This is a genomic window from Chthonomonas sp. (genome assembly GCA_016788115.1).
Classification (GTDB): domain Bacteria; phylum Armatimonadota; class Fimbriimonadia; order Fimbriimonadales; family Fimbriimonadaceae; genus UBA2391.
In genome coordinates, this window is record JAEURR010000007.1 from 291,214 (window position 1) to 317,066 (window position 25,853).

At 59.2% G+C, this 25,853-nt stretch carries 25 protein-coding genes; 12 read left to right on the forward strand and 13 right to left on the reverse strand.

What is annotated here, in order from left to right; all coding sequences use genetic code 11:
* Positions 1-2 precede the first annotated feature (2 nt).
* Positions 3-1,031 (forward strand): heat-inducible transcription repressor HrcA, encoded by a 1,029-nt coding sequence (gene hrcA, locus JNM85_08870; protein ID MBL8088164.1) that lies wholly within the window; start codon positions 3-5, stop codon positions 1,029-1,031.
* On the opposite strand, the gene JNM85_08875 is transcribed toward hrcA, so the two are convergent.
* The 4 genes from JNM85_08875 to JNM85_08890 form a co-directional block, all read right to left on the reverse strand.
* On the reverse strand, positions 1,028-1,549 hold the full coding sequence (locus JNM85_08875) for an inorganic diphosphatase (protein ID MBL8088165.1): 522 nt from the start codon (positions 1,547-1,549) through the stop codon (positions 1,028-1,030). The genes hrcA and JNM85_08875 overlap by 4 nt on opposite strands.
* Positions 1,550-1,637: 88 nt before the next feature.
* Positions 1,638-2,189, reverse strand: coding sequence for a hypothetical protein (locus tag JNM85_08880; GenBank protein ID MBL8088166.1), 552 nt, complete (start codon positions 2,187-2,189; stop codon positions 1,638-1,640).
* A 125-nt stretch (positions 2,190-2,314) separates the two neighbouring features.
* On the reverse strand, positions 2,315-3,703 hold the full coding sequence (gene miaB, locus JNM85_08885; protein ID MBL8088167.1) for a tRNA (N6-isopentenyl adenosine(37)-C2)-methylthiotransferase MiaB: 1,389 nt from the start codon (positions 3,701-3,703) through the stop codon (positions 2,315-2,317).
* Positions 3,704-3,730: 27 nt separating this feature from the next.
* A complete protein-coding gene (locus JNM85_08890) occupies positions 3,731-4,807 on the reverse strand; it encodes a fatty acid desaturase (protein MBL8088168.1) in 1,077 nt (358 codons plus the stop codon).
* A gap of 95 nt (positions 4,808-4,902) precedes the next feature.
* Here JNM85_08890 and JNM85_08895 point away from each other — a divergent pair, with 95 nt between their 5' ends.
* On the forward strand, positions 4,903-6,180 hold the full coding sequence (locus tag JNM85_08895; protein ID MBL8088169.1) for a terminase family protein: 1,278 nt from the start codon (positions 4,903-4,905) through the stop codon (positions 6,178-6,180).
* On the forward strand, positions 6,177-7,259 hold the full coding sequence (locus tag JNM85_08900; GenBank protein ID MBL8088170.1) for a DUF935 family protein: 1,083 nt from the start codon (positions 6,177-6,179) through the stop codon (positions 7,257-7,259). Before JNM85_08895 ends, JNM85_08900 begins: the two co-directional genes overlap by 4 nt.
* On the opposite strand, the gene JNM85_08905 is transcribed toward JNM85_08900, so the two are convergent.
* Entirely contained in the window at positions 7,256-8,047 is a 792-nt protein-coding gene (locus JNM85_08905) for a DUF4397 domain-containing protein (protein MBL8088171.1), read from the reverse strand. The genes JNM85_08900 and JNM85_08905 overlap by 4 nt on opposite strands.
* Positions 8,048-8,284: 237 nt before the next feature.
* A complete protein-coding gene (gene ilvE, locus JNM85_08910; GenBank protein ID MBL8088172.1) occupies positions 8,285-9,160 on the reverse strand; it encodes a branched-chain-amino-acid transaminase in 876 nt (291 codons plus the stop codon).
* Between the two features lie 146 nt (positions 9,161-9,306).
* Here ilvE and JNM85_08915 point away from each other — a divergent pair, with 146 nt between their 5' ends.
* A complete protein-coding gene (locus JNM85_08915; protein ID MBL8088173.1) occupies positions 9,307-10,689 on the forward strand; it encodes a VanW family protein in 1,383 nt (460 codons plus the stop codon).
* Here JNM85_08915 and JNM85_08920 read toward each other — a convergent pair.
* The 5 genes from JNM85_08920 to JNM85_08940 are packed head-to-tail and all read right to left on the reverse strand — an operon-like array spanning position 10,667 to position 16,038.
* The gene (locus JNM85_08920; GenBank protein MBL8088174.1) at positions 10,667-12,490 is read right to left on the reverse strand and encodes a hypothetical protein; all 1,824 of its coding nucleotides are present in this window, start codon (positions 12,488-12,490) and stop codon (positions 10,667-10,669) included. The two genes, JNM85_08915 and JNM85_08920, sit on opposite strands and share 23 nt — an antisense overlap.
* A 14-nt stretch (positions 12,491-12,504) precedes the next feature.
* Positions 12,505-12,885 carry a hypothetical protein gene (locus tag JNM85_08925; GenBank protein ID MBL8088175.1) on the reverse strand — a complete coding sequence of 127 codons (381 nt, stop codon included), beginning with the start codon at positions 12,883-12,885 and terminating at the stop codon, positions 12,505-12,507.
* A gap of 15 nt (positions 12,886-12,900) precedes the next feature.
* On the reverse strand, positions 12,901-14,079 hold the full coding sequence (locus JNM85_08930) for a hypothetical protein (protein ID MBL8088176.1): 1,179 nt from the start codon (positions 14,077-14,079) through the stop codon (positions 12,901-12,903).
* Complete coding sequence (locus tag JNM85_08935) at positions 14,076-15,014, reverse strand: hypothetical protein (GenBank protein MBL8088177.1); 939 nt, start codon at positions 15,012-15,014, stop codon at positions 14,076-14,078. Before JNM85_08935 ends, JNM85_08930 begins: the two co-directional genes overlap by 4 nt.
* Positions 14,974-16,038: a hypothetical protein gene (locus JNM85_08940; protein MBL8088178.1), complete on the reverse strand. Its 1,065-nt coding sequence runs from the start codon at positions 16,036-16,038 to the stop codon at positions 14,974-14,976. Before JNM85_08940 ends, JNM85_08935 begins: the two co-directional genes overlap by 41 nt.
* Positions 16,039-16,085: 47 nt before the next feature.
* Between JNM85_08940 and JNM85_08945 the strand changes: the two genes are divergently transcribed.
* The 8 genes from JNM85_08945 (at position 16,086) to tig (ending at position 23,078) form a co-directional block, all read left to right on the forward strand.
* Positions 16,086-16,802 carry a hypothetical protein gene (locus JNM85_08945; GenBank protein ID MBL8088179.1) on the forward strand — a complete coding sequence of 239 codons (717 nt, stop codon included), beginning with the start codon at positions 16,086-16,088 and terminating at the stop codon, positions 16,800-16,802.
* 61 nt (positions 16,803-16,863) lie between these two features.
* Positions 16,864-17,451: a flagellar basal body-associated FliL family protein gene (locus JNM85_08950; GenBank protein ID MBL8088180.1), complete on the forward strand. Its 588-nt coding sequence runs from the start codon at positions 16,864-16,866 to the stop codon at positions 17,449-17,451.
* A gap of 107 nt (positions 17,452-17,558) precedes the next feature.
* Positions 17,559-18,161: a UbiX family flavin prenyltransferase gene (locus JNM85_08955; GenBank protein ID MBL8088181.1), complete on the forward strand. Its 603-nt coding sequence runs from the start codon at positions 17,559-17,561 to the stop codon at positions 18,159-18,161.
* A complete protein-coding gene (locus JNM85_08960) occupies positions 18,158-19,066 on the forward strand; it encodes a TIGR01777 family oxidoreductase (GenBank protein MBL8088182.1) in 909 nt (302 codons plus the stop codon). The genes JNM85_08955 and JNM85_08960 overlap by 4 nt, the downstream gene beginning before the upstream one ends.
* Positions 19,067-19,283: 217 nt before the next feature.
* A complete protein-coding gene (locus tag JNM85_08965; protein MBL8088183.1) occupies positions 19,284-20,129 on the forward strand; it encodes a zinc metalloprotease HtpX in 846 nt (281 codons plus the stop codon).
* 17 nt (positions 20,130-20,146) lie between these two features.
* Entirely contained in the window at positions 20,147-20,455 is a 309-nt protein-coding gene (locus JNM85_08970) for a zf-TFIIB domain-containing protein (GenBank protein ID MBL8088184.1), read from the forward strand.
* A gap of 83 nt (positions 20,456-20,538) precedes the next feature.
* Positions 20,539-21,558 carry a TerC family protein gene (locus JNM85_08975; protein MBL8088185.1) on the forward strand — a complete coding sequence of 340 codons (1,020 nt, stop codon included), beginning with the start codon at positions 20,539-20,541 and terminating at the stop codon, positions 21,556-21,558.
* A gap of 101 nt (positions 21,559-21,659) precedes the next feature.
* Positions 21,660-23,078: a trigger factor gene (gene tig / locus JNM85_08980; protein ID MBL8088186.1), complete on the forward strand. Its 1,419-nt coding sequence runs from the start codon at positions 21,660-21,662 to the stop codon at positions 23,076-23,078.
* A 55-nt stretch (positions 23,079-23,133) separates the two neighbouring features.
* Here tig and JNM85_08985 read toward each other — a convergent pair whose 3' ends face one another.
* Both JNM85_08985 and JNM85_08990 read right to left on the reverse strand, forming a co-directional pair.
* On the reverse strand, positions 23,134-24,312 hold the full coding sequence (locus JNM85_08985) for a sigma-54-dependent Fis family transcriptional regulator (protein ID MBL8088187.1): 1,179 nt from the start codon (positions 24,310-24,312) through the stop codon (positions 23,134-23,136).
* Entirely contained in the window at positions 24,309-25,841 is a 1,533-nt protein-coding gene (locus JNM85_08990; protein ID MBL8088188.1) for a GAF domain-containing protein, read from the reverse strand. Before JNM85_08990 ends, JNM85_08985 begins: the two co-directional genes overlap by 4 nt.
* Between the last annotated feature and the right edge of the window lie 12 nt (positions 25,842-25,853).

Sequence of the window (25,853 nt, forward strand, 5' to 3'; positions counted from 1 at the left end):
GAATGTCTGAGCTAAGCGAACGGAAGCAGCTCATCCTGCAGTCGGTGGTCGTGGAGTACGTCGCGGGTGCAGAACCCGTCGGCAGTGAACTTCTGACCCAGAAGTACGACCTGGGAGTGCGATCTGCCACAGTGCGCAACGAGCTGGCAGAACTATCCGAGCTGGGATACCTGGCCCAACCTCACACAAGTGCCGGGCGCGTGCCGAGCGACCAAGGCTATCGGTACTTCGTAGACCACATCGTGCTCTTCCAAGACCCGACTTCGGAAGACAAGTCGCTGGTCCACAGCGTCACGAAAGAAAAGCTCGTCCTCCACACGATGCTTCAGAACACCGCCGCGATGCTAAGCCGGATGACCCGGCTGATGACGGCAGCGACGACGCTCAGCCACCCCGCGCTCACCGTGCGGAGCGTGCTGCTCAGCGCCCTCAGCAGCGAAAGAGCGCTCATCGTCGTCGTCCTCAGCAACGGTCATGTTGAGAACCGCTTGGTCGAAGTACCAGCCGGGGTCACTCTCGGCGACGTGGGGATCGCCAATGAGAAGCTCGGTGCCGCCACCGCCAACGAATCACTCGCCGCGATCTCCCGGCTCAAGCCCGAGCCAACTGGAAGCCATGCGCTTGACCGCTTGATCGCCACAGTCAGTGCAGCGCTACGCGGCATCTCGCACGATCTCTCCAAGGGGAAGGTCCTGATCGAGGGCGAGGAGTACCTGTTCGGGCAGCCTGAATTTCAACGCGAAACCGAGCCAGTGCAAAGCCTCCTGAACGAGCTCCACAGTACCGAGGGCCCGGTGTCCAGCATGCTTGCGGCAGCCGCTCCCAAACCCGCAGCCACGATCGGCAGCGAGAACCCAACCGAGGCGCTGCGAAACTTCACAATGATTCGCCATACGTTTACCGTGCATGGCGATCCAGCTGGGACTATCGCGCTGATCGGCCCCACGCGCATGAAGTACGATGCCGCGATCCCGATGCTGCAATACACAGCCGAGGCGCTAAGCCAGACGCTAGACCAGATCCTGCCCTAAGCGATCGGCGCAGGCGTTCGGTCGGTGCGGTATCGCTCGATGAGATCCACCGCCAATTCGCGACCATGCCAGCCGACGACGGTGACGCTCTTGTCCTCAAGGTCCTTGTACACCTCGAAGAAGTGCATCACTTCCTTCAGCGTATGCGGGGAGATTTCATCGATACTTTGCCGATAGCCGAACCGCGGGTCATTCTTTGCAACGCATAGGATCTTTTCGTCCGGCCCTTTCTCGTCGCGCATCTCCAGAACGCCGATGGGCTTGGCTTCGATGAGACAGCCAGGGAATGTTGGATGCCAAATCATGACCAGCACGTCCAAAGGGTCACCGTCAAGATAGTGCGTCTGCGGAATGAAGCCGTAATCGAACGGATAAAACAGCGGCGAAAAGAGCACTCGGTCGAGTTTGAACAGGCCCGATTCAGGATCCCATTCGTACTTGTTCGTGCTCCCGCGCGGGATCTCCACGACAGTGTTGACAATCTCGGGGGCGTTCGGTCCGATGCTGAGTGTGTGCATTCTGATTTCTTAAGGGTACCGGAACGGCGGACAAAGAAAAGCCCCGGCCCTCTCGCGAGGGCCGGGGACGATTGTTAGGGTGAGGGAGTTACTTCGCGATCTCAGCAATAGCTGCGTTCAGCGTGGTGAGACCCTTGGAGTCTGCGTTGAAGTCGACCATCTTGTTGGTGACCTTCCAGTTCTTGTACACGAACACCGTGTTCTTCGCCTTCAGGTTGATCTTATAGTCCGTGACCGCGCTGTGGTTGTTGGCCAAAACAGCGACGGCGATGCGGTTGAGGTTCTTGCCTTCCATGGCCTTCATGACCATGCTCTTGGTGGCGTCTACCTTTGCCGGATCTGAGAGGAAAACAACCATAGCCTTGAACTCGGTCTTCGAGTACTTCTCGATGGCGTTGTCCAGGTCCTTAGCAATCGCGAGGATGTTGTTGTGCTGGTCGCCGTTCACCCAAACTTGAACCTGCGGTCGCTGCTTGAAAGTGCAGGGGAAGCAGCTGGTCGAGTTTGCGAGCGGGCCGCTGATGTGCTGCGGGTGGAAAGCCGAGATGCTGTCACCTTTGTCAAGACCGCTCTTCACAGCCGCAACTGCAATGACGGCCATAACGGCGATGGTTGCTCCAATCGTAATAAGCTTTTTCATAGTTTGTTCTCCGGAAAAGTTGATTAAGGGGCGAGCCCCCGTCACCTACCTCCTTAGTAATGCGAGGTCGCATTGGGAAGTTCCTTCAATTCCTACGAAGATTGAGGCACAAACGTTTACCAGGGTCAGACGATCTCGCCTGACAATCCCCAAAGATGAGCCGAGGTCGCCCGAACTTGGACCAGCTCGCCTACCTGACCCGGTTCCCCGGCGAAGTGCATCATCCGGAAACACCGCGTGTAACCCTGCAAGCGTCCCGCGTTCTTTCGCGAAACGCCCTCGATGAGGACTTCAAACGTCATGCCCACGCAGGCAGTGTTGTTCTCGATCGTGATCTGATTCTGCAACTCGACCAGCCTGCGCAGCCGGTCCTTCTTGATCGCCAGCGGGATTTGTTCCATCTCCGCCGCAGGTGTATCAGGGCGCGGCGAATAGATGAACATGTACGCTCCGTCGAACCGGACTCGTCGAACCATATCGAGCGTCGCTTCGAATTGCGTTTCTGTCTCGCCTGGGAACCCGACGATGATGTCCGTGGTCATCCCCACGTCCGGCATCGCCTCGCGCAAAGCGTTGGTGATCGCCAGGAAACTCTCCCGCGTGTAAAGCCGCCGCATCGCTTTCAAGACGTCGTCATCGCCGCTCTGCAGGGGCATGTGCACATGCTCCATCACCTGGGGACAATCGCGGATCGTCTCAATCAGATCGGCTCGGAAATCGCGAGGATAAGGCGACGTGTACCGAATCCGTTCCAACCCTTGGACGCCGCCCAGGAGCCAGAGCAGCTTGGCGAACGGGACATTCCCCTCGGCCAAGTTCTTGCCGTAGCTGTTAACCGTCTGCCCGAGTAGCGTGACTTCCTTGGTGCCCAGTTCCGCCAGTCGCGTGACTTCGGTGACGATGTCGTGGGTCGGTCGGCTTCGCTCGCGACCTCGCGTGGTCGGCACGATGCAGAAGGTGCAGAACTTATCGCATCCGTACTGAATCGGTACGAACGCCTTCAGCTTGGTCTTGCGGTCTACGTTGCGCTGCGGAATGTCGGTGACCACCGCCCCCTTGCGCTCCGGGAGATCGAGCCGCAGTTCAAACTTTCGCTTCTGCAGCGCCTCTTCGACGAGGCCTGGGATTTGCGCCACCTGCGCAGTGCCGACCACGAAGTCCACATGGGGTGCCCGCATGCGAATCTCTTTGGCCCGCAGTTGCGCCATACATCCGCACACTCCGATCACCACGTCGGGGCGCGCGTTCTTGAGAAGCGCGAGCTCACCCAGCATGCTGAACGCCTTGTCTTCCGGCTTCTTTCGCACCGAGCAAGTATTGAGGAGGATCACATGGGCGGAAGCGATGTCAGTCGCCTTTTCGAACCCGATCTCTCGCAGGTAGAGCTCCATCTGCTCACTATCCTCTTCGTTCATTTGGCAACCCCAGGTCTGGACAAAGTAGGTGCCGCGACGCTGCCCGCGGGGCGGCGTCATGGTGAGCGAATCGGGTCGAAGGAGTGAGGAACCGGCCATGGCAGGTTCCTCAGAGGATACCCAGCGTTACCGCTTGATCTTCTCTTCCATACCGTGGCCGAGCGTCGGCTCTTTGATCTCGCGGACCGGATCCAGCAAGACCGTCTTATTGTCGTACACCCACGGCGTATTCCACAGCATCTTCAGCGCTGTGAACAGCCCCATCGAGAAGTACCGATCAGGGAACATCTTGGCTGCCTCGTCCTCGATCTTCCGGACGTAACGCGGAGAAGCCTGCGGGAAGAGGTGGTGCGCCACGTGTGCGCCGAAGTGCGAGTGCATGGCATCCAGCCAACCGAAGCCCTTGGGCAACGTGACCGTCAGCGACGAACCCAGCACGTCGGACTCATCGGCGAGCGGATTCAAAAAGTGGTTGGTCGCGATGTAGCTGATGACAATGGCGTTGGCGATCAGCAAGGGGATCAGATAACCAAATGCGAACACCTGGACACCGAACATGAGCGAGACGCCGATCCATGCGCAAGTCATCACCGCGAACTGCGCGAACATAACGAGTTTCTCGTAGCTCGAAACCTTTTTGCTCAGCCAGTACGTGAAGTACATGCGCATGGTTTGCTGGTTCATGCGATAAGTGAACGAGCCGAAAATGACCAAATTACGGAGCAACGGATTGAGTCGGTAGAGCCACTGCAAGATGGGGCTCCTCTCGTAATGCTCCATCGTGAACAGGTGGTCGGGATCGATCCCTTCAACCTGCGTGTGACCGTGGTGCTCGGCATTGTGCCAACGTCGCCACAGTTTTGGGCTGATCCAGAACGGGCTGAACCCGATCCCGGCCAGCAGGTCACGAGCAGCCAGATTCTTGACCGCTCCGCCATGACAAATGTCGTGCGCGACAAAGCCCATGCAACCGAAGCTGTGGCCAATCGCGATCGAGACGAGTGGCGCAAGCCACCACGAGAAGTGAGTCGCCAACAGCCACCAGCCCCCCGCGATGATCGCGGCGTGGAAAGGCAGCCACAGAAGTGCGGTGAAATCCGCCTTGAAGTAGTGATCGGGAAGGACCTTGCGGAGTTGCTGCCGGTAGTTCGGAATCGATCGTTCTGCTTTGGATGAAGACTGCTCGGGAGCGAGAGTTGCCATGCGTAGACTCATTATGCGCGTCTGGCTGGTCCGAATGCGACCATTGGCCAAATTCGCAGAGGTTGACGGCGCGGCGCCGTCGAGCCGGATGGATCGTGCATTCGACCTTGGCTCTGCTTGAACCGATCTGGCGCCCCCACCCAGGCCAGCTCCAGTTTTTGACCGAGACCGCCAAGTTCCGCGTGCTCGCCTGCGGGCGGCGATGGGGCAAGTCGGACGCCTGCGCAGTACAACTTTTGGACGGGCTCTTGGGCTCGAAACCGATGCGCGCGTTGCTGCTCGCCCCGACCGCGGCCCAGGCCTCTTTGATCTTTGATCGCCTCGTCGATCTGACCGAGCAAGTTGGGCTCGGCAATCCCAAGGCCAAACGAACTCCTTATCCCCGACTCACGCTCGGCGCACACAAAGTCATCGCACGATCGGGCAAGACCGGAAACTACCTCCGAGGGCTCGAAGCCACCGATATCATCATCGACGAAGCCGCCTTCGTGGCCGAAGAGACCATCACTCAGGTCGCGCTGCCAATGCTGGCGACCACCGGCGGTCGGCTCACGCTCGTAAGCACCCCGCAAGGAATGAACCACTTCTGGCGGTTCTATGAACAAGGGCGTGCTGGGCAGCACGGCATTTCCTGTCAGCACGGACCAACCTCGCAAAATCCGCTCGTCAGTCCGGAATTTCTTGAGATCCAGCGGGGCCTCGTCAGCGAACGGGTCTACCGCGTGGAGTACGAGGCGGAGTTCATTGACTCGAACGGGAGGATCTTCCGAGCCGAGATGCTCGATCGATGTGTGGTCCCGAGGATCGACCGACGAGCTGACGACCCGGTCGTCATCGGCGTGGATTGGGCCAAATACTCCGACTCGACCGCCGTCGTCGTGTGCGCTGGTTCGCGCGAGGCTTGCCGCATCCTGGAAGCCTCGGCTTGGAACCTGCTCTCGTGGCACGAGCAGTTGCAGCGAGTCCATGACATCGTCGAGCGCTATCCCGGCGCACGCGTGATCTGCGACGCCACTGGAGTAGGCGATCCGCTACTGGAGACACTCCAAACGAAGTGCGAGCGGCACGCTCCAGAGGGGGTCGTCTTTACGGCTCCGGAGAAGCAGCGGATGATCGAATCCCTGGCCTGGATGGTTGAGCAAGGGCACCTCAAGACTGAGCCGCACCCCGAGCTCATGAAGCAGCTTCTCCACTTCGAAGGCAAGGTGACCCGCGCCGGAAACGTCCGACTCGGCGCGGCCTCGGGTTACCACGACGACCTCGTGATCGCCCTTGCTCTCGCCACCTCGCGTATGCCCCAGCCATACAACCTGCGCGTTCAGATGGGTTCTGAACGCAAATTTTCACGCAACCCCCAAGGAGAATCCGCATGAAGAAACTGTTCAGCAAACGATCGCGCCGCGTCGAACGAGAGTCCGCGCCGACGCTGACGACCTACCAACGGCAAGCCCTCGCCGCCCAAGGCTTGCCTCCCGGCGAGATTTCGTACGAGACGTACGCGGCCATGGAGCGCGACTCCATGGTCCAGACCGCTTTGACGATCAAACGGCTCGCCGTTGTGGCCGCCGATTACACCATTGAGTCGGCAAACTCAAGCCCCGAGGCATCCCGCAATGCCGAGTTCGTGGCGGAGTCGTTCGAGCTCATGGACGGTTCTCCACTCACAATCCTCAACCAAGCTATGGGCGCATTTGCCAGCGGAGCCAGCATCCAAGAACTCGTGTTTGAGCCTACGCGAACCCACGCCAAGCTCGTGGCTGTCCGACCCAAGGACCCTAGCCTGTTCGGGTTCGAATTCGACGAGTTCGGTCGCCTGGAGCATCTGAGCTTGCGGTTGCCCGGAACCAACGAACGCCGGATCCCGCGGTCCAAGTTCGCGATCTACTTCAACCGCGCCAGCTATCGACATCCGAAGGGGCAAAGCGATCTCGACGCGGCTCATCGCCACTGGCTCGCCAAGCAGGCGTTGCTGAACGCATGGAAACTCCACCTAGAGCGGTACGCGTCCCCAACCGTACTCGCCAAGTACCAGCGCGGACTGCCGCAAGCCGAGCAATCGTCCATCCTGAGCGCGCTCGAAACGCTGCACCAAAACACGGCCATCGTCTTCCCTAATGAAATCGAACTCTCGACGCTCGGCGGCCAAAGGGACGCCATCAGCGGGTTCCTGGATGCGATGGAGTTCCATAATCGCGAGATGGCCCGCTCAATTCTGGGTCAAACCCTGACCACGGACGAGGGGCGTCGCGTGGGCTCTCTTGCGCTTGGCAAGGTCCACCTGCAGGTCATGCTGCTGCAGATCGCGGCGATACGCAAGGAGCTTGCCGACGCGGTCATGACCGAGCAGATCATCCGTCCAATGATCGAGCTGAATTTCGGGCCGGGGAACATCCCTCGATTCCGCTTCGAGGCGACTCGCCCCGAGGCGTTCATCACCGGAATCGTCGACTAGCGCGTGGTGAGTTCGACGAAGTCAATCTGGGCGCGGCGGGCTGGGTCAGCTGCGTCCTCTTGGCCCGACACGATGGCGAGATAGATTTTTCCGGCTACAAATGTGAACGTCTTGGATGCCACCACGACCACCGAATCGGAATCGGAGTCGCGAGCTTGCATGAGGCGTGTGCCTGCATCGATGTCCAACACAGAGTTGCCTTCGAACTTGCCGAAGTTGATGTTATTCGTTTGGAACAGCGGCTTCAGGGAAGAGAGCGGATCCGCAGGGTTTGCCGTCTGGAAGTTGATCTGACGTGGATCGCGGCCCACCGACGGGATGTAGCCGTTCAGGATGAGCAAGCGTGCCTTGCCCGCGACCGGTCGGCGGCTGATGGGAATGCGCAGAATCTGGAGCGCCTTCTCGTCTTCGTCGCCATAGTTTTGCTTGCCGAACATTACGATCAGACTATCGCTGTCGTTCAGGAACTCGTCGTTGATGCGGTCCAGTTCGGCAGCCGTGGCGACATCGTTCACCGAGATATCGGTTGCGCCATCGGTCTCAAACGTATCATTGATCGATTGGAAGTCGGCTGTGCCACCGCGAAAGGCAATGTTGCTCGCGATGACGCTGTCGTCCACCGCCACACTCAGCCCCGCAGTGTTGTCCGGAACGAGGTTGAATATCCGAATGGTTGGAGCTGGCAAGCGATCGTAGGCGCTCCCGCTGGAAGTTCCGCCGCCGCCGCATCCCACAAGGCTCATGCTTGTGGCACAAACCGCGCTCGCCAAAATCAACCATTTCTTCATCTGCACGTTCCGTCTAAGATACCGGATTCTAGGACGCTTCAGGAGCGTTCGCGGATTCACTCTTTCCCGCGATTCCGAACACTTCGTAACACAGGGGACAGCCGAGCAGGTGCGTCTGCCGATACTTCGTATGCGTCCAACCGCACGCCGGGCATCGTTCGCGACTCACGACCGACCCAACCAGGTTGTCCGAGACCTGTTGGACAAGCTCATCGACACGGTGTACAGATCGTGTCTTCAATCGAATGGCACGCCGGTCGACGTGTGCGCATGGAACAGGTCGGTCAGTTGCAGCGTGATAGGGCCGGGCTTGCCGGTGCCGATCTTCTGGGTGTCAAGCGTCACCATTCCGATGATCTCAGCTGCCGTTCCGGTCAAGAATGCTTCCTCAGCTGCATACAAATCGAACGGGGTCAATCGCTCCTCAACCACCTCATACCCTGCTTGTCGCGCAAGCATGATCGCGGTGTCCCGCGTGATCCCCTGCAGGATCCCCGAGCTCGGGTGCGGCGTTCGGATGACGCCCTTGGTGACAATGAAAACATTGTCGCCGGTGCATTCGGCCACCTCGCCCTGGCGGTTGAGCATCAGCCCTTCGCCCGCTCCAGCGCGGTTCGCCTCGGCTTTAGCGAGAATGTTCGTGGCATAGCCGCCGATGCACTTCAGGCGCGGATCCAGTGAATCCGGCGAGATCTTCCGGTAACTCGTGGTGATGACGTCGAGACCGTGCTCATAGTCTTCGGCCTTGTACAGCGCCAGCGCGTTCACCATCACCATGACGTTTGGTTCGCGATTAATGTTCTTCGGATCCAGGCCTAAGCCTGTACCGCGTGTGACGTTCAAGCGGATATATCCATCCGTCAAGTCGGCCTGCTTACATGTATCGAGGATAATCTTCCGCATCTCGGGCTGCGAGATCGACATCTCGTACTGGAGGTAGCGGCACCCGTGGTACAGCCGCTCCAAGTGCTCGTCCAGCTTGAAAATCCGGCGATTGTAGATCCGGATCCCCTCGAACAAACCGTCCCCGTAGAGGTGAGCATGGTCAGCGACCGAGGTGACTGCGCTCTCCAAAGGCATCACCGTACCGTTGAGCCAGACAAGTTTGGGCATGAGCACCAGTGTACCGCCCCCGCCTGCGGCCCACCAGAAATGGCTACATGGGTTCAGGCTCGAACCCGATATAATGTACGGGAATCGACAGATTGACCGGGAACCCGCTCAAGCACTTTTGGTTCTAACGCACTGGCATCGTATCCATGAAAAAGTTCGCAATGATCTCCTTGAGTGTCCTGGCGGGTGCAACTGCACTGCTTGGGATCGTCGCTGCGCAACACGTGCCGGTCCTGCCAGAGAACTCGAAGGTCGGCGAGGTCGCTGTAGGCGGACTCAATTACGAAGACGCCATCACCAAGGTCAAAGCCTGGTGGGGTGCGCGGCAAATGGACCCGATCACGCTGAACGCCAAGGGGCTCAGGTCAACTCTGCAGCCGCGCAAACCGTTCGAGTTTGGACTCAAGCTTGACGCCGAAGCTTCGGTCCGCAAGATCCCTCTCGCGACGTTCACGGAAGAGTTGTCCACCAAAGTTGGGCTCTCGGACGCCGATGCGAAGACCGAGTTTGTCTGGCTCCTCGACGAGGCACGCGTGACCGCGCTCGCCAAGTTCGTCGAGCAGAATCGGGAGCCTGCTACTCCGGCCAAGGTGACCTTTGCAAACGGCGCGATCAAACTCAAACCGGAAGTTTCGACCATCGAGCTGGATCGGGACGCCCTACTTGAGAACCTCGTAAAGGCGACGATGACGGGAGAGGAGTCCACGCTGCCGGTCAAAGAAGCACCGAAGACTATTCCGGACGATGAACTGAAGAAGATCCAGCATGTCATGGCGAGCTTCACCACGAAGTTTTCCGCAAGCAACCGACCGCGGTCCAGCAACATTCGCCTCGCAAGTTCAAAGATCGACGGGACGATCATCATGCCGGGCGAGAGCTTTAGCTACAACGAGACCGTCGGGCAACGAACGATCAAGAACGGATTCCAGGAAGCGGGCGTCTTCGTCAACGGCCGGCACGATACCGGTGTCGGCGGTGGCATCTGCCAAGTGAGCACGACGCTATACAACGCCTCGCTGCTGGCAAACATGCCGATTCTGCAGCGACGCAGTCACTCGCTTCCAGTGCCATACGTGCCCGTCGGTCGCGACGCCACCGTGGACTGGGGAAGCGCCGATTTCAAGTTCAAAAACGATAAAGACTTCCCGATTGCAGTCTCCACATTCTACAAGCCGGGCGAGCTCACTGTCCGACTGCTGGGTGTCAAGGACCCAACCCTCAAGATCGAGTTCGCGACCGGCGCCCGTAAGTACTGGGCCAACGGCGTCCGGCAAGTTCGGGACGCCTCTCTCCCGCTCGGCAAGACCGTCATCGAAGAGAAAGGCTCTGGCGGCCAAAGCGTCACTGTGTACCGGCTCGTGTACCAAAATGGCAAGCTGGTCAAGCGTGAGTCGCTCGGCCAGAGCATTTACGGTGGCTCACCGCGCGTTATTCGCGTCGGGACAAGAAAGGTCGCTGCTCGTGTCGCACCCGCCGTTCCGGCTGCCCCCCCTGCTTCAGCTCCCGCTACGGGCGCCGCAGACGAATAAGTTCAAACGTCGGTCCGGACACCTCGATCTCACCCAACGACCGCAAGTCTGCCACGCCCGGGTACGCCTCGGGAGTCGGCGCAACCAAGTAGTCTGCCCCCGCCTCTTCGATGAGCGCACGCCGCTCGTCCAAACTGGCAGGCCCCAAAAAGACTTGAGTGATCAGGTTCCGACGACGACCGTAATCCGGGGTCTCGCTCCAGTGACCCGCGTATGTGTACGCTCCCGTGAGGCCGCTCAGCAGCGGGTTCAAGTCAGGCATCGCGGGCTGACCAAAGGAGTCCACTTCCCCTTCGATGGCGGCGGGGATCCCGGGTGGGGCGAGCACGACAAGGCGTTCATGGCGACCCTTCAACGCACGGACGATGCGCACGACGTCGTCGTTGTACCGGACCGGGTGGACGGTCGTGTTCGAGACATTGGTGCGGAATAGGAGTTGCTCCCGCGCCAGCCAGCGGACGCTTGAGCCGCCCATCAGCAGGATCAGTACCAGAGTCGCCATGTTGCGCTTGAGCTGGTCCCGGTGCTGAACCATCGCCTCGATCCCCAGTGCCGCCAGAATCCCAAGCGGGATCATCCACCCCATGGCGAGCTTCCTTTGGAACAGTGCCGGGAAGTACGGCGCAACCATTCCGACCAACGCCCAGGACACCACCAGATTCCAGCCAAGTCGATCGGTGGCGAGCAGAGTCGCCGCCACCACTGAACAGCCAAACACCGTGACCCAAGCCACCATTCCCATCCAGTACCCCTGGTCACCGCCGGTCGGAGTGCTGAGTCCAAAGAGCAGGAGCGGTCCGAGCGTCACGATCCCCAGCCCGATCCACCGCGCGAGACTCATCGCTTGACCACGCCCCATGCCGATCACCGCGCAGATCCACACCGGTAGGACTCCCGCGAACAATGCCCGAAAGTCGGGGGCATACGTCGGGGTCGCAGCGCGCGCCTGAAAAACTGTATCGTTCGCCAGGACGTGCAGGAACCACAGGGCACTCGGGATCGCCCCCGCACCCATGATCGCTGCCCGGCCGGTCCAAGCCCAGGTGAATGTCCGACTCGCAATCGCGGTTCCGACGAACGCCACTGCGGCCAAGGTCAGCAGAAGCACATCGTAGCTGTGGATGTTCATCAGCGCGAGCATCGCCAACGCCCCGGGAATCACCGGTTTCCATGAGTGCTGCGACTGCAACAGTGCACTCAGGAAGACCAGCATCAGACACAAGCTCACCACAAACAGTGAGTTTGTGAGGACCGACGGGAAGACGAAGATCTCCGGTTGCCAGACGTCGACCGGCAACCGAGAGCGCATGAGCTCGGCGATTGGCTGCGCCGTCGGCCGCGTCATCACGATGCCAAAGTTGTGCCATACCAAGAAGCCGATGCCGCCGCCGAAGCAGGCAATGCTGAGCGCAAGTTTGGCGGCATAGTCCGACTGCGTGATGCCAGCAATGAACTTCGCCAATAGCCGCACCAGCACATAAGTGAGCACTACACGCGCGAGCCACATCGCCAGCGGAATCCCCGTCAGCTTGGCAATCCAACCCAGAATCAAGAAGTACGCGTGGAACGTGAGGCCCGGCTGGGTATCGACGGCAAAACGGTTGTCGAAGAGAACTCTCCCTTCGGCCGCCTGGCGCATCCAAGCGGCATACACCATGTGGTCATCGAAGTTGTACTGGATCCCCAGGTAGTGTCCGCCATTCAGGAGGAAACCGATGAGCGTTGGCAATCCGGCAACGATGGCGAGCGCGAGCGCGAACCGCTTCGAGAACCGCCAAAAGGTGTCGAGCTGAGGTTCCATGGATCAGCCAAGCGTCACTTGGGGATCGGGCGACCCATCTGCTTGTAAATCGACTCGATCAGCTTGATGTTGTTCGCCGCTTCTTTGTTCTTGGGGTCGACCTTGAGCGCCTCGCGGTATAGGCGCAACGATTTCGGATACTTCTCTCGCGGGCTCAGCAGCGGCGAATTCATAGTCGTCGTACCGAAGTGAACCGTCGCATCGACGTACTTCTTCTTCGCAGTCGCGTCTTTCGGGTTTTTAGTGTATTTAGCCTTGGTGTCCTTATACGACTTCTCTGCCTGGCTCAGGGCAGCGCGAAGCTTCTTGGCGGCGGCAGGATCGGTCGTGTTCTGCGCGGCGGCCGAACCCAGTAGGGCGAGCATCATGATGGATACCGGAAGTGCTCGATTCATGGTCCGAACTATATCCTAAACGACCGTGCGCCGACCGGTTTTCATGGAGGCTTCCAAAGACTCAACTGCGGCAAGTGCGTTCTTCGCCAGAACCCGTGCATCGTTCAATGACCAGCGCTGCGAGACGCCCCGCTCGAGCGCAGCCAGTGGCTCCAGTACTTCGGCCGGAACCCGCATATCGCGCTGATCGCGCGATGCCTGGAGCGACACGTTCAGAGCGCGGCGCACTCGCAGGTCCAGGTTCTCCGCCAGGTACCCAAGCGCCATGTCCGTCTTCCGTGCACGCCACATCAGGTTCCCTACCGCATCGACTAGCTCGCGTCCACCCGCTGCAATCCGTTTGTATTCAATGGGCGGGCCGAAGCGTCGCCCCAACGAGTAGACAACGACCCCTATGAAGAGGATTGACTGCCAATAGAACACCGGACCCCAACTTCCGACGTCCGCCCAGAAATTGTCTCGGGACCCTACGTCCGTATTCTCCACAAACCAGATCGTCGCGCCTGGGCGGGTGAACTTGCGCACCAGCTCGTAACCGAGCTGGGCATTGTCGACGCGGTCGATGTACCGATTCAGCAATGGGTCGCCTAGGTCCGAAACCACGACGACACCAGGAAGGCTGAGATCGACGAACACAGGCGCATCGAGATACTCCCGATGCAAGGGATAGACGACTTCAAAGCTATAGCTCCGGCTCTCGTCTGATAGCGCTGTCCAGGGGGTGGTACTACTTCCTTGGTCCCATGGCGTCACCACAAACTCCCGGTCCTGGCCAACCAGGCCTGCTCTCTGCCCGAGATCGTCTGAACGATCGAGGGTCAACTCGTACGAGAACGAAACCGCCATCACGTTCACGCCGCGCAACCGCATGGCACGGACTCGCGCGACAAAGTCTCCGCTATCGACGTCTCCCCGCAACTGAGGACTTTGTTCTGTCCGTTCCAGCGGCACGATCACGAGATCTCCCGAATTCGGTGCGAGGGCCCGGGGCTTAACGCTCACAACCTTCCAACCCGCTTGTCGGAGTAACTCACCGTAGGCGGCGAGACCGCCAGGAGCGGTGCTCGCGATGCTCGCGTGAATCCTGCTGTCAGTGCGCCCCGACCACATGAAGATCGCCGCTAGCCCCAGGACGCCAATCATGCTGTAAAGGAAGGCTGGCAAGCCACGCTTCACCACTGAGTTCGGTTTCACGGCTTCAGAGTGCATACGCGAGCGTACACCTCCTTGAAAAACTGCAGATCCTCGATGCCCCGAACCCAATTCCCGTACCAGATCTGATCGAACCGTTGCGTCGCGCCAAGGAATTCAAAGTCCGCGGGCCGACGCGGGTTGTCCATCAGTCGTCGGTAATGCTCCCAGTTCGTCTCGCTGCGGATCAGCTTCACGAGCTCTGCTTCGTCGAGCTTGACAAGGCACGCCAAATACAGGCTGCGAACCGCCTCCCGGTACTTGCCCTGTGCGGCCAAAGCATCGGCATTCAGAATCCACTCGTCCGCAGTCCGATCGGGCTCGTCAATTTCCATGACCCCATTCGACGAGCCCAGACGTGACTTGCGCATTTTCGCGACTCTGATCTGCCTTGCCGCGAAAATGAGCCCCCCAGCGACAGCAAGGAACAGCAGGGCGTACATCGCGTTGGCGATGATGTCTCCTAGCCCCCCCATGTTTGGGCGCGCGCCCTGCGTCGTACGATCCGGCTGAGGGATCCGATTCATCAACTCAGCGACATTCCTGGCTGCTTTGGCAATCCAGTTGGACCTTCTCTCCTCAGCCGGGTCCAGATAGCGACCAGAATGCTTGATTCTTCGCGCCTGCGCGTTGGCAGAAAACGTCGAGGGTTTTCTCTCGGATTCCAGCGCGACGATTCGACGCACAATCCTCGTGAGCTCGGTCTTATCCTTCTCGGTTGGCTTTGCAACCAATCTCCTTGCCGAAGGCTGATTGACCACCGGGTCCAATCGATCATCGCGACGGACCTGCCGAATTACCTCGGCCGCATCCTTGGGCGTCGAAGCGGCCTCCAAGTCTCGCAGCAGGTCGGCATAACGAATGTTTGCCCAGCCCCCGACCGCCAGGACAAGCAGGCTAAAACTCGAAACGAACTTTGCGACCCGCGTCCTGCGCATCGTTTGAAAGCACCTCAATATCGAACCCTTCGAGTCGGATCCTGCGATCCAGATAGACGATCGCGCAGGTTGCACCCCATACGGGGAGGATCAACCATAGCGCCACGAACATGGGAATCTGGGACACTGCCTCGCCCAGCGCGGTGGCGATGGTCGGGTCGGTTATGAGGCCTTTCGTCAGTTCCTGATCGCCCAGCAACGAGAAGATGATCTCACCGGTCACCGAGAGGATCATCGCGGTTAAGACCACAAAGGCCCAGGCATGTAGAAAAGTCGCGTAGCCCGCCGGGTGGAACTCGGACTTTTGGAGCAAAGCCCTTGCTCGGTTGACGGCCCCCTTGCCGCGAAGCCTTTCCAAGACGCAGACGCATGGCAGCAAAGCGTACCGGGTCGATTCAAAGGGCACGATCAAAATTCCCCCTGTGATCGCGACGATTGCGATGATGGCAACGAACCCTGCCCAAAGCCCTTCGCTCGGCAGTGTCGAGCTCCAGAACAGCAGCAACGCAGAAACACAAAGCAAGGCGACGATCGGAAGGAACGCCCGGAGGTACCCGAGCCCGAGATTCCAAAGTCCCTCGCGCGCCGCCGTCTCGGCCTCCCACAGGTCCAGTTTTCGGCCTAGCAAGTAAGAGAACGCAGCGTGGCATGTGGCTCCCGCAGAGTACGCAAGCGAAATGAAGAGCGCGGGCAGTCCCACTAGCGCGATCATGACGAGCGCAGTGACCACCTCGAATGCCTGCTGAGAAGGGTCCACGCTCCGTGTCGTACCCAGATTCGGCAACAAAAATTGAAGCATGAAGACGATCACCAAGTGGCAGAGCAGCGCTGGGACGAAGCTCAATTTCAGCAACTCTACGCCGATGGCGCGGTACAAAGCGAGGGAAAGGTCCATCAGCTGGCCCGACTCAAGCGGCCGCATCGCCATGCGACGACGCGCCCGTGCCAAGCGCCGTTGCAGCGCCTCAAAATTGGACTCCTTCATCCCAGTTCCGAAGTTACCCGCTTGACACCCGTTCGACATGGGCCGTAACACTTCGTTGCTCCCAGGCGTTCAGGAATACTAGAACCATGTTGATCACCTCCCTCACGGCAGCGCTTCTCCTGACTCAGACCCCCAGGTCCATCAGCGAACTGCTCCCAACCAACTTTAAGACTGCGACCTTTGTCACCAAAAAGGTCAGCGCGAACCAAAAGGAACTCGCAACCATCAACAAGGACTTTGGGATGTCCTACCGATTTGACTCGATGACCGTGAGCGTCAAAGAGCCGCACAAACTCCGGCTTGAAGCCAAAGTGCAGGACTCCTCGTTCCTATTCATCGTGAACGGGACCACCAAGCTTGTCCGCGCCCCGCGCGCCAAGATCAGCATCAAAGACGACGTGAGCACCGAACCCGGCAAGCGCCAAACCGTGTTCGATTTCGGCATTCTCACCCCTGCGCTCATGCAGGATCTCTTCACCGCCTCGTTCGTCCGCATGGACCGCGAAACCGGTGACGCAGTCTACGATCTCTTCTACAAATCGAACATGAAGGACGCGACGCGCCACCGCGTTTGGATCAGCCCATCCAAGAAAGTCATCACCAAGCGCGAGTGGTACTCGCAATTCGGCGACAAGCGGTTGATGGCGACGATGATCTACGGCAACTTCACTCAGAAGGGCGGCGGCTACTTCCCCACCGTCTACACGGTCAAGAGTGCTTCGGGCAAGGTCGCGGGTGTCCTTGAGTTCGAGCGAGTGACGGTCAACGAGCCTCTTGCGGACTCCCTGTTCTCTGTGAACTGACCACCTTCAGATTCGAGCAAGTTCCTCCGACGATATAAGCAAAAGTCGGAGGATTTATCGCGTGTCAGCACCTGAAGCAGAGGCTCCAAAGAAAAAGGGGAAACTCCCCATCATCATCGCGCTTGTCGCCATTCTCGGCGGCGGCGGTTTCTTCATGACCAAGGGCAAGAAGAAGGATGAAGGTCCACCTGAGCTCAAGTTGGCAAAGACCTCCAGCATGATTGAGCTCAAAGACGAGTTCCTCGTGAACTTGGCGGGCGGGGATACCTACCTGCGCTGCAAGATCAGCCTCCTTCCAACGGACACCGCGAAGAAGGAAGAGATAGAGCACGCGGCCGCCGCGATCACCGACTCGATCTACGCTCGATTCCGACAGACCAGCATCGAGGAGATCAACAAGGATGACGGGCTCGTCCGACTTCGACGCCAGATCGCGTCCGATGTCAACTGGACCCTTGAAAAGCTAGAGGGCAGCGACGCCGCCCACGGCGACAAGAAGAAGAAAAAGAAGAAGGACGAAGAGGCGGTGCAGATGACCGCGCCCACTTTGAAGGGACCCATAGACCCTGAAGAATTAGAGTATCCCGAATGGGATTCCGACGAAGGCCCCATCCTTAAAGTCTTCTTTACAAGCTTCGCGACACAATGATCTTGGCGAGAAATCAGGATGGAGTCATCCAGAGTTTTGGGTTCCTGAAAGGGGACCCTCTTTTTTTGTCGCGGTCGTGAACGGATCAAATCACGTATCTTCAAGTGATGTCCACCGACAACCTCGTCGTCGCGGTCACTGGAGCAAGCGGCGCAATCTACGCACAGCGCTTCCTGCGTCACGTCACCAGCGTGTACAACAAGGTGTACTTGATGCTCAGCGACCAGGCGATCGACGTCGCGCACACGGAACTCGGCGTGGCCCCAATCCGCCGCCCATTCGATGCCACCGGCTGGCTCGGCTCGCAACCCGAGAACCTGATCCTGCTTGACCACAAGAACTACTATTCACCCCCAGCCTCCGGCTCTTTCCAACACGACGGCATGGTCATCATCCCGTGCAGCATGGGCACGGCGGGGCGCATCGCCAATGGCATCAGCGACGACCTCGTCACCCGTTCTGCCGATGTGTGCCTGAAAGAGAAGCGGCCCCTCATCGTCGTCCCTCGCGAGATGCCGTGGAACTCAATCATGCTCCGGAATCTCACCACCCTGTCTGAGGCCGGTGCAACCGTCCTCCCGGCCAGCCCGGCTTGGTACACCCGACCGAAAACGCTCGAAGAGCTGGCCGATACCGTCGTCGCACGGGTGCTCCAGCAGCTCGGTGTACCGCAGACGCTCATGAAACCTTGGATGGTGGATCCAGAGTGAGCCGACTGATCTTAGCCGGCGGGAGCGGATTTATCGGGCGAGCAATAGCTTCATCGCTCCGGGGCCAAGGGTGGCAGGTGCAGATTCTGACCCGCACACCTCGATCCGAAGGTGACCTTCAGTGGGATGCACAACACTTGGGTGCCTGGGCCAGCGAGTTGGACGGTGCGGATGGGATTTTTAACTTGGTGGGCGAACCAGTTTCGCAGCGGTGGACCGCTGACGTGCGTCGTAAGATCGTGGCCAGCCGCGTCGAATCCACGAAGGTGCTGGGGGAAGCCTGCAGCCGTTGCCACGCACCACCGCACGTGTGGGTGAACGCGAGCGCGGTTGGGTTCTACGGTGACACCGGGAGCAGAACCGTCGATGAGCTGGCCCCGCACGGCCCGTCCGACGACTTCTTAGTAGAGACTTGTCAGCAATGGGAAGCCGCCGCGCGCACCACGGTTCCCGCCCCGACTACTCTGCGATTCGTTCGGATCGGGTTTGTGCTCGGCAAAGGCGGAGGCGCATATCCGGCGTTGCAAAGGCTGACGAAGCTCTTCCTCGGTGGCCACGTCGGTTCCGGTACAAACTACGTCAGTTGGATCCACTTGGACGACCTGGTCCGACAGTTTGAGTTCGCATTGGGCCCAAGCGCGCCGCCAATCATGAACGGCACAGCTCCAACGCCAGTGACGATGTCCGAGCTGATGTTCGCGATGCGGCACGCGGCCAATCGCCCATGGTCTCCTCCCGCGCCCGTCTTCGCGCTCGCGCTTGCCAGTCGCTTACTCGGCACTCCCGACCCGGGGCTCGTCACCATCAGCCAGCGAATCTCGCCCAAGGCCGCACTGGACGCAGGCTTCGAATTCAACTTCGCCGACCTCGCAAAGGCCCTGGACAATCTCCACACCAGCCCATAGAAACTGTACTTATATTGAAACTTTCGCAACTTTCATGGAATACTCTGCGTTGAATAGAGAGAACCCTGAAGGGGAGTAGCACCCACTACGGTGGGGGTTGGATCGTCAAGACGCGCGAAAGCGCCGGTCCAATCTGAAAAGCAAGACCTTCATCGCAATCGATTGCGGTGAAGGTCTTTTTTGTTGCGAAACAGTCCAGGGTCACGGAAATCGGAACATGAACAATCTGAAAGTCGGAATTTTGATGGCGGGTATTACCGCACTCTTCGTGCTGTGTGGCAATGCGCTGGGCGGTTCGGCGGGCATCATCATCGCCGTCGTGCTTGCGCTGGTCATGAACATCGGCACGTACTGGTTCAGCGACAAACTCGTGCTGAAGATGACGCGTGCGATCCCCATTGACCCGCAGCAGGCTCCCGAGTTGCACGAGATGGTGCAGTCTCTGAGCCGGCGGGCGGGGATCCCCACGCCACGGCTTTACCTGGTGCCGGACGCTTCGCCCAACGCGTTTGCCACGGGTCGCAACCCGGCAAACGGCGTGGTCGCGGTCAACCAGGGTTTGCTGGACATCCTCAATCGCGAGGAGGTCGAGGGCGTCATTGCTCACGAGATCGCGCACATCAAGCACCGCGATACGCTGACCAGTGCAATCGTCGCCACCATGGCGGGAGCGATCTCATCGATCGCGAACATGGCCATGTTCGCCAGCATGTTTGGCGGAGGCAATAACGACGAGGAAGGGGGGAACCCGCTCGTTGGGCTATTGCTCATGATCGTCGCCCCGCTGTCGGCCATGCTCATCCAGCTCGGAATCTCCCGAGCCCGCGAGTATGAGGCCGACAAGACGGCCGCTCAGCTCGTAGGAAGCGGTCGGGGGCTACAGAACGCATTGATCAAGCTACACAAGGGTGTCAACGCAATGCCGGGCCATATGAGCCCGACTGCTGCCCACATGTGCATCGTCAACCCATTCGGCTCGCTCACGCGCGGTATGGCGTCGCTCTTCAGCACGCACCCGCCGATGGAAGAGCGTGTGCGCCGACTCGAAGCTTTGCGTGGCTAACACGTCAGGAGACCACCATGAATTGCCCCAAGAACTGTAACACCCCGCTCCAGATGTCCGAACGGCACGGCGTCGAAATCGACTACTGCCCGCAGTGCCGTGGCGTCTGGCTCGACCGCGGAGAGCTCGACAAAATCATTGACCGTGCAATGGAGATGGAGAGCGGCCCCAAGACGGTCGCTCCGCCCATCCCCGATCCGCGCGCGGTCGACGACGATCGCTACGATCGAGATCGTTACGAGAAGGATCGCTACGATCGGGACAGTGACTACTACAAGAAGCGCCGAAAGAAAAGCTTCCTCGGCGAGATTTTCGACTTTGACTGAGAACACCTGACCTTCCCTACAACACTCGGGGTGCCGCGAGAACAATCGCAGGCACCCCACTTTCGGAACACAACTAACATTCAATGGAACTGGCTGGAATTCATATAGGTATCTGGGGAGCTTTCCTCACATTTGTCGTCGCGATGCTAGCGCTTGACCTCGGGGTCTTCCACAAAGAAGCCCATGAGGTGAAGATGAAGGAGGCGCTCACGTGGAGCGCCGTCTGGATCGCTTTGGCACTCGTTTTCAACGCGGGAATCTTCCTCTTCTGGGACAAGATCGGCGCCGCGTCAAACTACTCGGCCTCGGAAGCCGGGCAAGCGTTCTTGGCGGGCTATCTCGTTGAGAAGGCTCTCAGTGTGGACAACATCTTTGTCTTCCTGATGGTCTTCGCGTACTTCCAAGTCCCCGCACGTTACCAACACCGAGTGCTTTTCTACGGAATCCTCGGCGCGCTCATCTTCCGTTCAATCTTCATCGCCGCTGGCGCGACCCTGCTCCAGAACTTCCACTGGATGCTGTTCGTCTTCGGTGCGTTCTTGATCATCACCGGTGTGAAGATGGTGATCCTGAAGGACAAGAAGATCGATCCCGACAAGAACCCGATCATCAAGGGCTTCAAGAAGCTCATGCCCGTAACCAAGGAGTACGTGGGGCAAAACTTCTTCACGCGCATCAATGGCAAGCTTTGGGCCACCCCGCTCTTCATTGCGCTGCTCTTCATCGAACTCACCGACATCATCTTTGCGGTCGACTCGATCCCGGCCATCTTCGCGATCACCAAGGATCCGTTCATCGTCTTCACCTCGAACGTCTTTGCCATCCTCGGTCTTCGCGCCCTCTTCTTTGCACTGGCCGGGTTGATGAACATGTTCCATTACCTGGGTTACGGCCTGGCCGCGATCCTGGTCTTCGTGGGAGGCAAGATGGTGGGCAACGGTTTCCACTACAAGTTCCCCATCGCTCTCTCGCTGCTGATCATCATCGGAATTCTCGCGATTTCGGTCATCGCCAGCCTGATGTTCCCGCCCAAGAACCCTGCCCATGGGCTGCCAGTGGAACCCAAGCCAGAGCTCGACGAGCAGCCGAGCCCGGTCGCCTAACTCCCTCCGAGCACCCGCCCCCGGCGTCTGTGCCGGGGGCTTTTGACGTTTATCAGGGTACAATCGAACCCACATTTCGACTCGAAATCTGAGTTTTTCTTATGCCAACCGCCGCCAAACCCGTGACCAAGATGACCATCAAGCGCGAGGAACTGAACCCTTGCACGATCAAGCTCGACGTAGTTTGCACGTCAGAGCAAGTCCAATCGGGCTTCGCTCGTGCCTACAAGGGCTTCAGCAAGCAGATCCGCATCCCCGGGTTTCGACCGGGTCACGCCCCCAAGAGCGTCGTGCAGAAGTACGTACCGCAAGAGGATGTGAACGGCGCAGCCGCAGAATTCATCGTCAAAGCCGCCATCGGTGAGGCCCTCACCGCCGAGGAAATCCAACCGCACGATGCGCCGGCCGTCACACTGACCGCGCTCGATGAGGCCGAGAGCAAGTGCGAGTTTTTCGCCAAGGTTCCGCTCAAGCCGGTGGTTGAGTTGGGCGATTACAAGGGTCTCCCCGCTGAGCGCACGACCATCGAGGTCACCGACGCGGAAGTGGACCAACGCATGGAAGAACTGCGACAACGCAGCGCCAAGCGCGAAGTCGTCCGTGATCGCGGAGCGATGGACGGAGACATGGCCGTCGTCAACATCAAGAAGGATGGCGACGAGGGCGAGGGACGCAACATCCTCAGCGTCATCGGGCAGAACTTTGACGCCCTCGACAAGGCGCTCCACGGCATGGCCGGTGAAGAGATGAAGGTCGAGACCCTCACCTTCCCCGCGGATTTCCAGGACAAGGACCTCGCAGGCAAGAAGGCCAAGGTCCGAATCACGCTGAAGACGCTCGCGAGCGTTGCCCTGCCCGAGCTGGACGATGCCTTTGCCCAAAACCTGAAGGAGCTGAAAGCTGAGAACCTCAACGAACTCAAGGCGAAGCTGAAGGAGCGCCTGATCGCTGCGCGCGAGCAGGCCAGCCAGGAGATGGTGAACGAAGCGCTCCACGAGGAGATCCTCCGCCGAAGCACCGTCCACGTGCCGGACACCATGTGGGAGAGCGTCGCCAACCAGCGACTGGGAGAACTTGACCAGGAGGCTCGACGCAACGGCAAGACCATCGAGGAATACGCCAAGGAAAATGGCATGACGCTCGAAGAGATGGTCCAGAATTGGCAGCACGAAGCCAAGACCCAGGTCCAGCGCGCCGTCGTCGCCCAAGAGATCTTCGCCAAGGAGAAGATGCAGCTGACGAACGAGGATCTGAACACGGCACTCGTCCAAATGGCGTACGAGTATCAAGTTCCGCCTGCACAGATCGCCGAGATCATGCAGAAGAACAAGAACTTCACCGAGTTGCAAATCCGAGCGGTCTTCAACCGTGTTGTCGGCTTCTTGAACGACAACGCCGAGATTAAGGAAGTCGGCAGCACCGGTGGTGCCAAGAAGGCCAAGGCCGCCGCGAAGCCCAAGGATGACGCGCCTGCGGTAAAAGCTCCCGCCAAGAGCACGGCTGCCAAGAAGAAGAGCTAACTAGAAGCAAAATTGCCCTGGCCCAAACCGGACCAGGGCAATTTTATGTATGCGGCTAGGCTGCCTGCACATTCTTCGGCAGGTACTTGGCCTCAACATACTGCACACCCTTGGGCGTCAGCACGACTGCGCGCTCAATCACATTGCTGAGCTCGCGGACATTTCCTGGCCATGGATAGTGGCGCAGCGCCTTCTCGGCATCAGCGGTGAAGCCCTCGAAGGCATGACCGTTCTCGGTGCCGTAGTGGGCAAGGAAGTGCGATGCCAGCGGCATCAGGTCCTCCTGACGCTCGCGAAGAGGCGGCAAATTGATCTCGATCACCTGCAATCGATACAGCAGATCGAGCCGGAAGTTGCCAGCATCGACTTCACGCTGGAGATTTCGGTTTGTCGCAGTGATCAGCCGCACATCGACGCGCGTTGGCTTGTTGCTGCCGAGTCGCTCAAATTCTCGTTCCTGCAAGACGCGCAGCAGCTTGGCCTGAATGGAGAGCGGGACTTCACCGATCTCATCCAGGAACAGCGTCCCTTCATTTGCGGCCTCAAATCGGCCCATCTTGCTGCCGTTTGCGCCGGTAAATGCGCCTTTCTCGTACCCAAACAGCTCCGACTCTAGGAGCGTCTCGGGCAGAGCCGCGCAAGAGGTGGCAATAAAAGGTCCCGCTGCGCGAGAGCTCATTTCGTGCAGCAGCTTCGAAATCACTTCTTTTCCGGTTCCGCTCTCGCCCAGGACGAGCACGGTCGCCTTCGACTCCGCAACCTGCTCGATTGTCTCCAGCACCTGCTTCATCGCGGGCGATTCCGCTACAAAGTGGATAGCAGTTTTGCCCTTCTTGGCAGTTTTGCTTCGTGTTTTTGGCGCAGAGCCGGATTCAAGCGCGCTCTTTACGATCTTCTTCAAGTTTTCAAGATCAAAGGGCTTGGTCACGAACTCAAAGGCGCCGTTTCGGATCGCCGCCACGGCCTCCTGAATGGTGCCGTAGGCTGTACAGATGATGACCGGCAATTCTGGCCATCGGGCCTGGATCTGATCTTGGAGTTTGTATCCGTTCATCCCCGGCATGGTGACGTCGGTGATGACTACGTCCATGGCCTGGGATTCCAGAACCTCTAGTGCCGCTTGCGCGTTGGGAGCAGTACTCGCCTGATAGCCACCCTTTTCAAAGGCAACTTCCAGGATGCGTCGGATATTCGGCTCGTCGTCTACGATCAGGATTCGCGGCTTCTGGCTCATGCCGCCTCCGAGACGTTGAAGTCGAGTGCAAAGGTGCTTCCCTTACCTTCGGTGGTCTCCACGCTCAGCCGCGCCTTGTGCGCTTCTACGATCTTGCGGGCCACACTCAGGCCTAGACCAGTGCCGTTGGGCTTGGTCGTGAAGAACGGCGTGAAGAGACGATCTTGAGTCTCCTTGTCCATCCCTTGACCCTCGTCGACGACTCTGAGGACACCGTGCGCCGTGACCTGGAGGGTCACCGTGCTGCCCGGCTCACTTGCCTGCAGCGCGTTGAGGATGAGGTTCCGCACGACTTGCTCGATCCGCAGTGGATCGGCGTACAGCACCGGTTCATCCGGTGAGATCTGCAGTTTGACGCTGACTTGCGCCGCCTCAAACTGCTCCACGTGGCGCTGGCAGACTTGCCGTGCGATGTCTCCCAATTGCATCGGCTCGAATTCCAGGCTGATCGGTTTGGCAAAATCAAGGAATTCGCTACAAAGCAGGTTCAGTTTTGTGGCTTCACCCTCGATCATGCGGGCAAATTCTGTGGCCAGCTGCGGATCTTCCAGGATCATGGTCGCCGCACTCTGGATGCCCGCAAGCGGGTTGCGAATCTCGTGAGCGATGCTCGCCGTGAGCTGGCCGATCTCCGCCAGACGGTGGATCCGCTCGACCGTTTCGCGTGCCTTCTCATGCTCGGTGATGTCGTTCAACGCGATAATGACGCCGCCGCCCTGCAGTGGGCTCACGACGACCGCAAACGCACGGGTCTGCTCGTCAACCGCCACTCGGAAGCGATAGCTCAGTCCCTTCTTGGCGCGCTCCATGGCGTGCCGGAACGGGACTTGGAAATTGGCCTGGATGCGCGAGAAGTACTCGGTCCAGTTCGGGTAGTCAGAGGGTTCGGCACCAAGAATCGACCCCACTTCGGCGGTGTAGTCGGCAAACGAGCCGTCCGCATGGATCATCATCAGGCCAAATCCGACGCTCTCAATGGCGTTCTGTAAGCTGAGTCGTCGCGAGTTCGCGTCGACGATTGCGCGGGCATTGTTCACCGCGAGCGCAATCTGGCGACCAAGGCTCTCGGCCGCTTCCAGATCGTTCTCAGTAAAGGTCGGAGCGTCCGCCGCTCGGGCCACGTTCAGGACTCCAATGCACCCCTGGTTGCGCGTGATCAGCGGGACGATCAGGGAACTGCCGATCGTATCGCGGCGCTGGATATTCTGTTGATTGAGGTCCGACTCTTGCCGCGGATCCACCAAAAGCCGGGTGCGCGCATCCTGAATCGCCAGGCCCGCAATGCCCATTCCACGGACAATCGTCGCGTCCTTCGGAACCGTACTCAGTAGGCCTGCCGCAGCAGCCAGCAAGTACCGATCCGTCTCGCCCTCACGCAAGAAGACGGAGATGCCGGACGCACCGAACCACTCCTCACTCTTCTTGAGCACCCGCACAAGGTACGCATCCAAGTTCACGTTCCCCTCGGCGTATGCCACATCTAGCAGATCGTAGATGTCGTTGACCTTAATTTCTCGAATTGCGCCCATACTCTCTTTCCA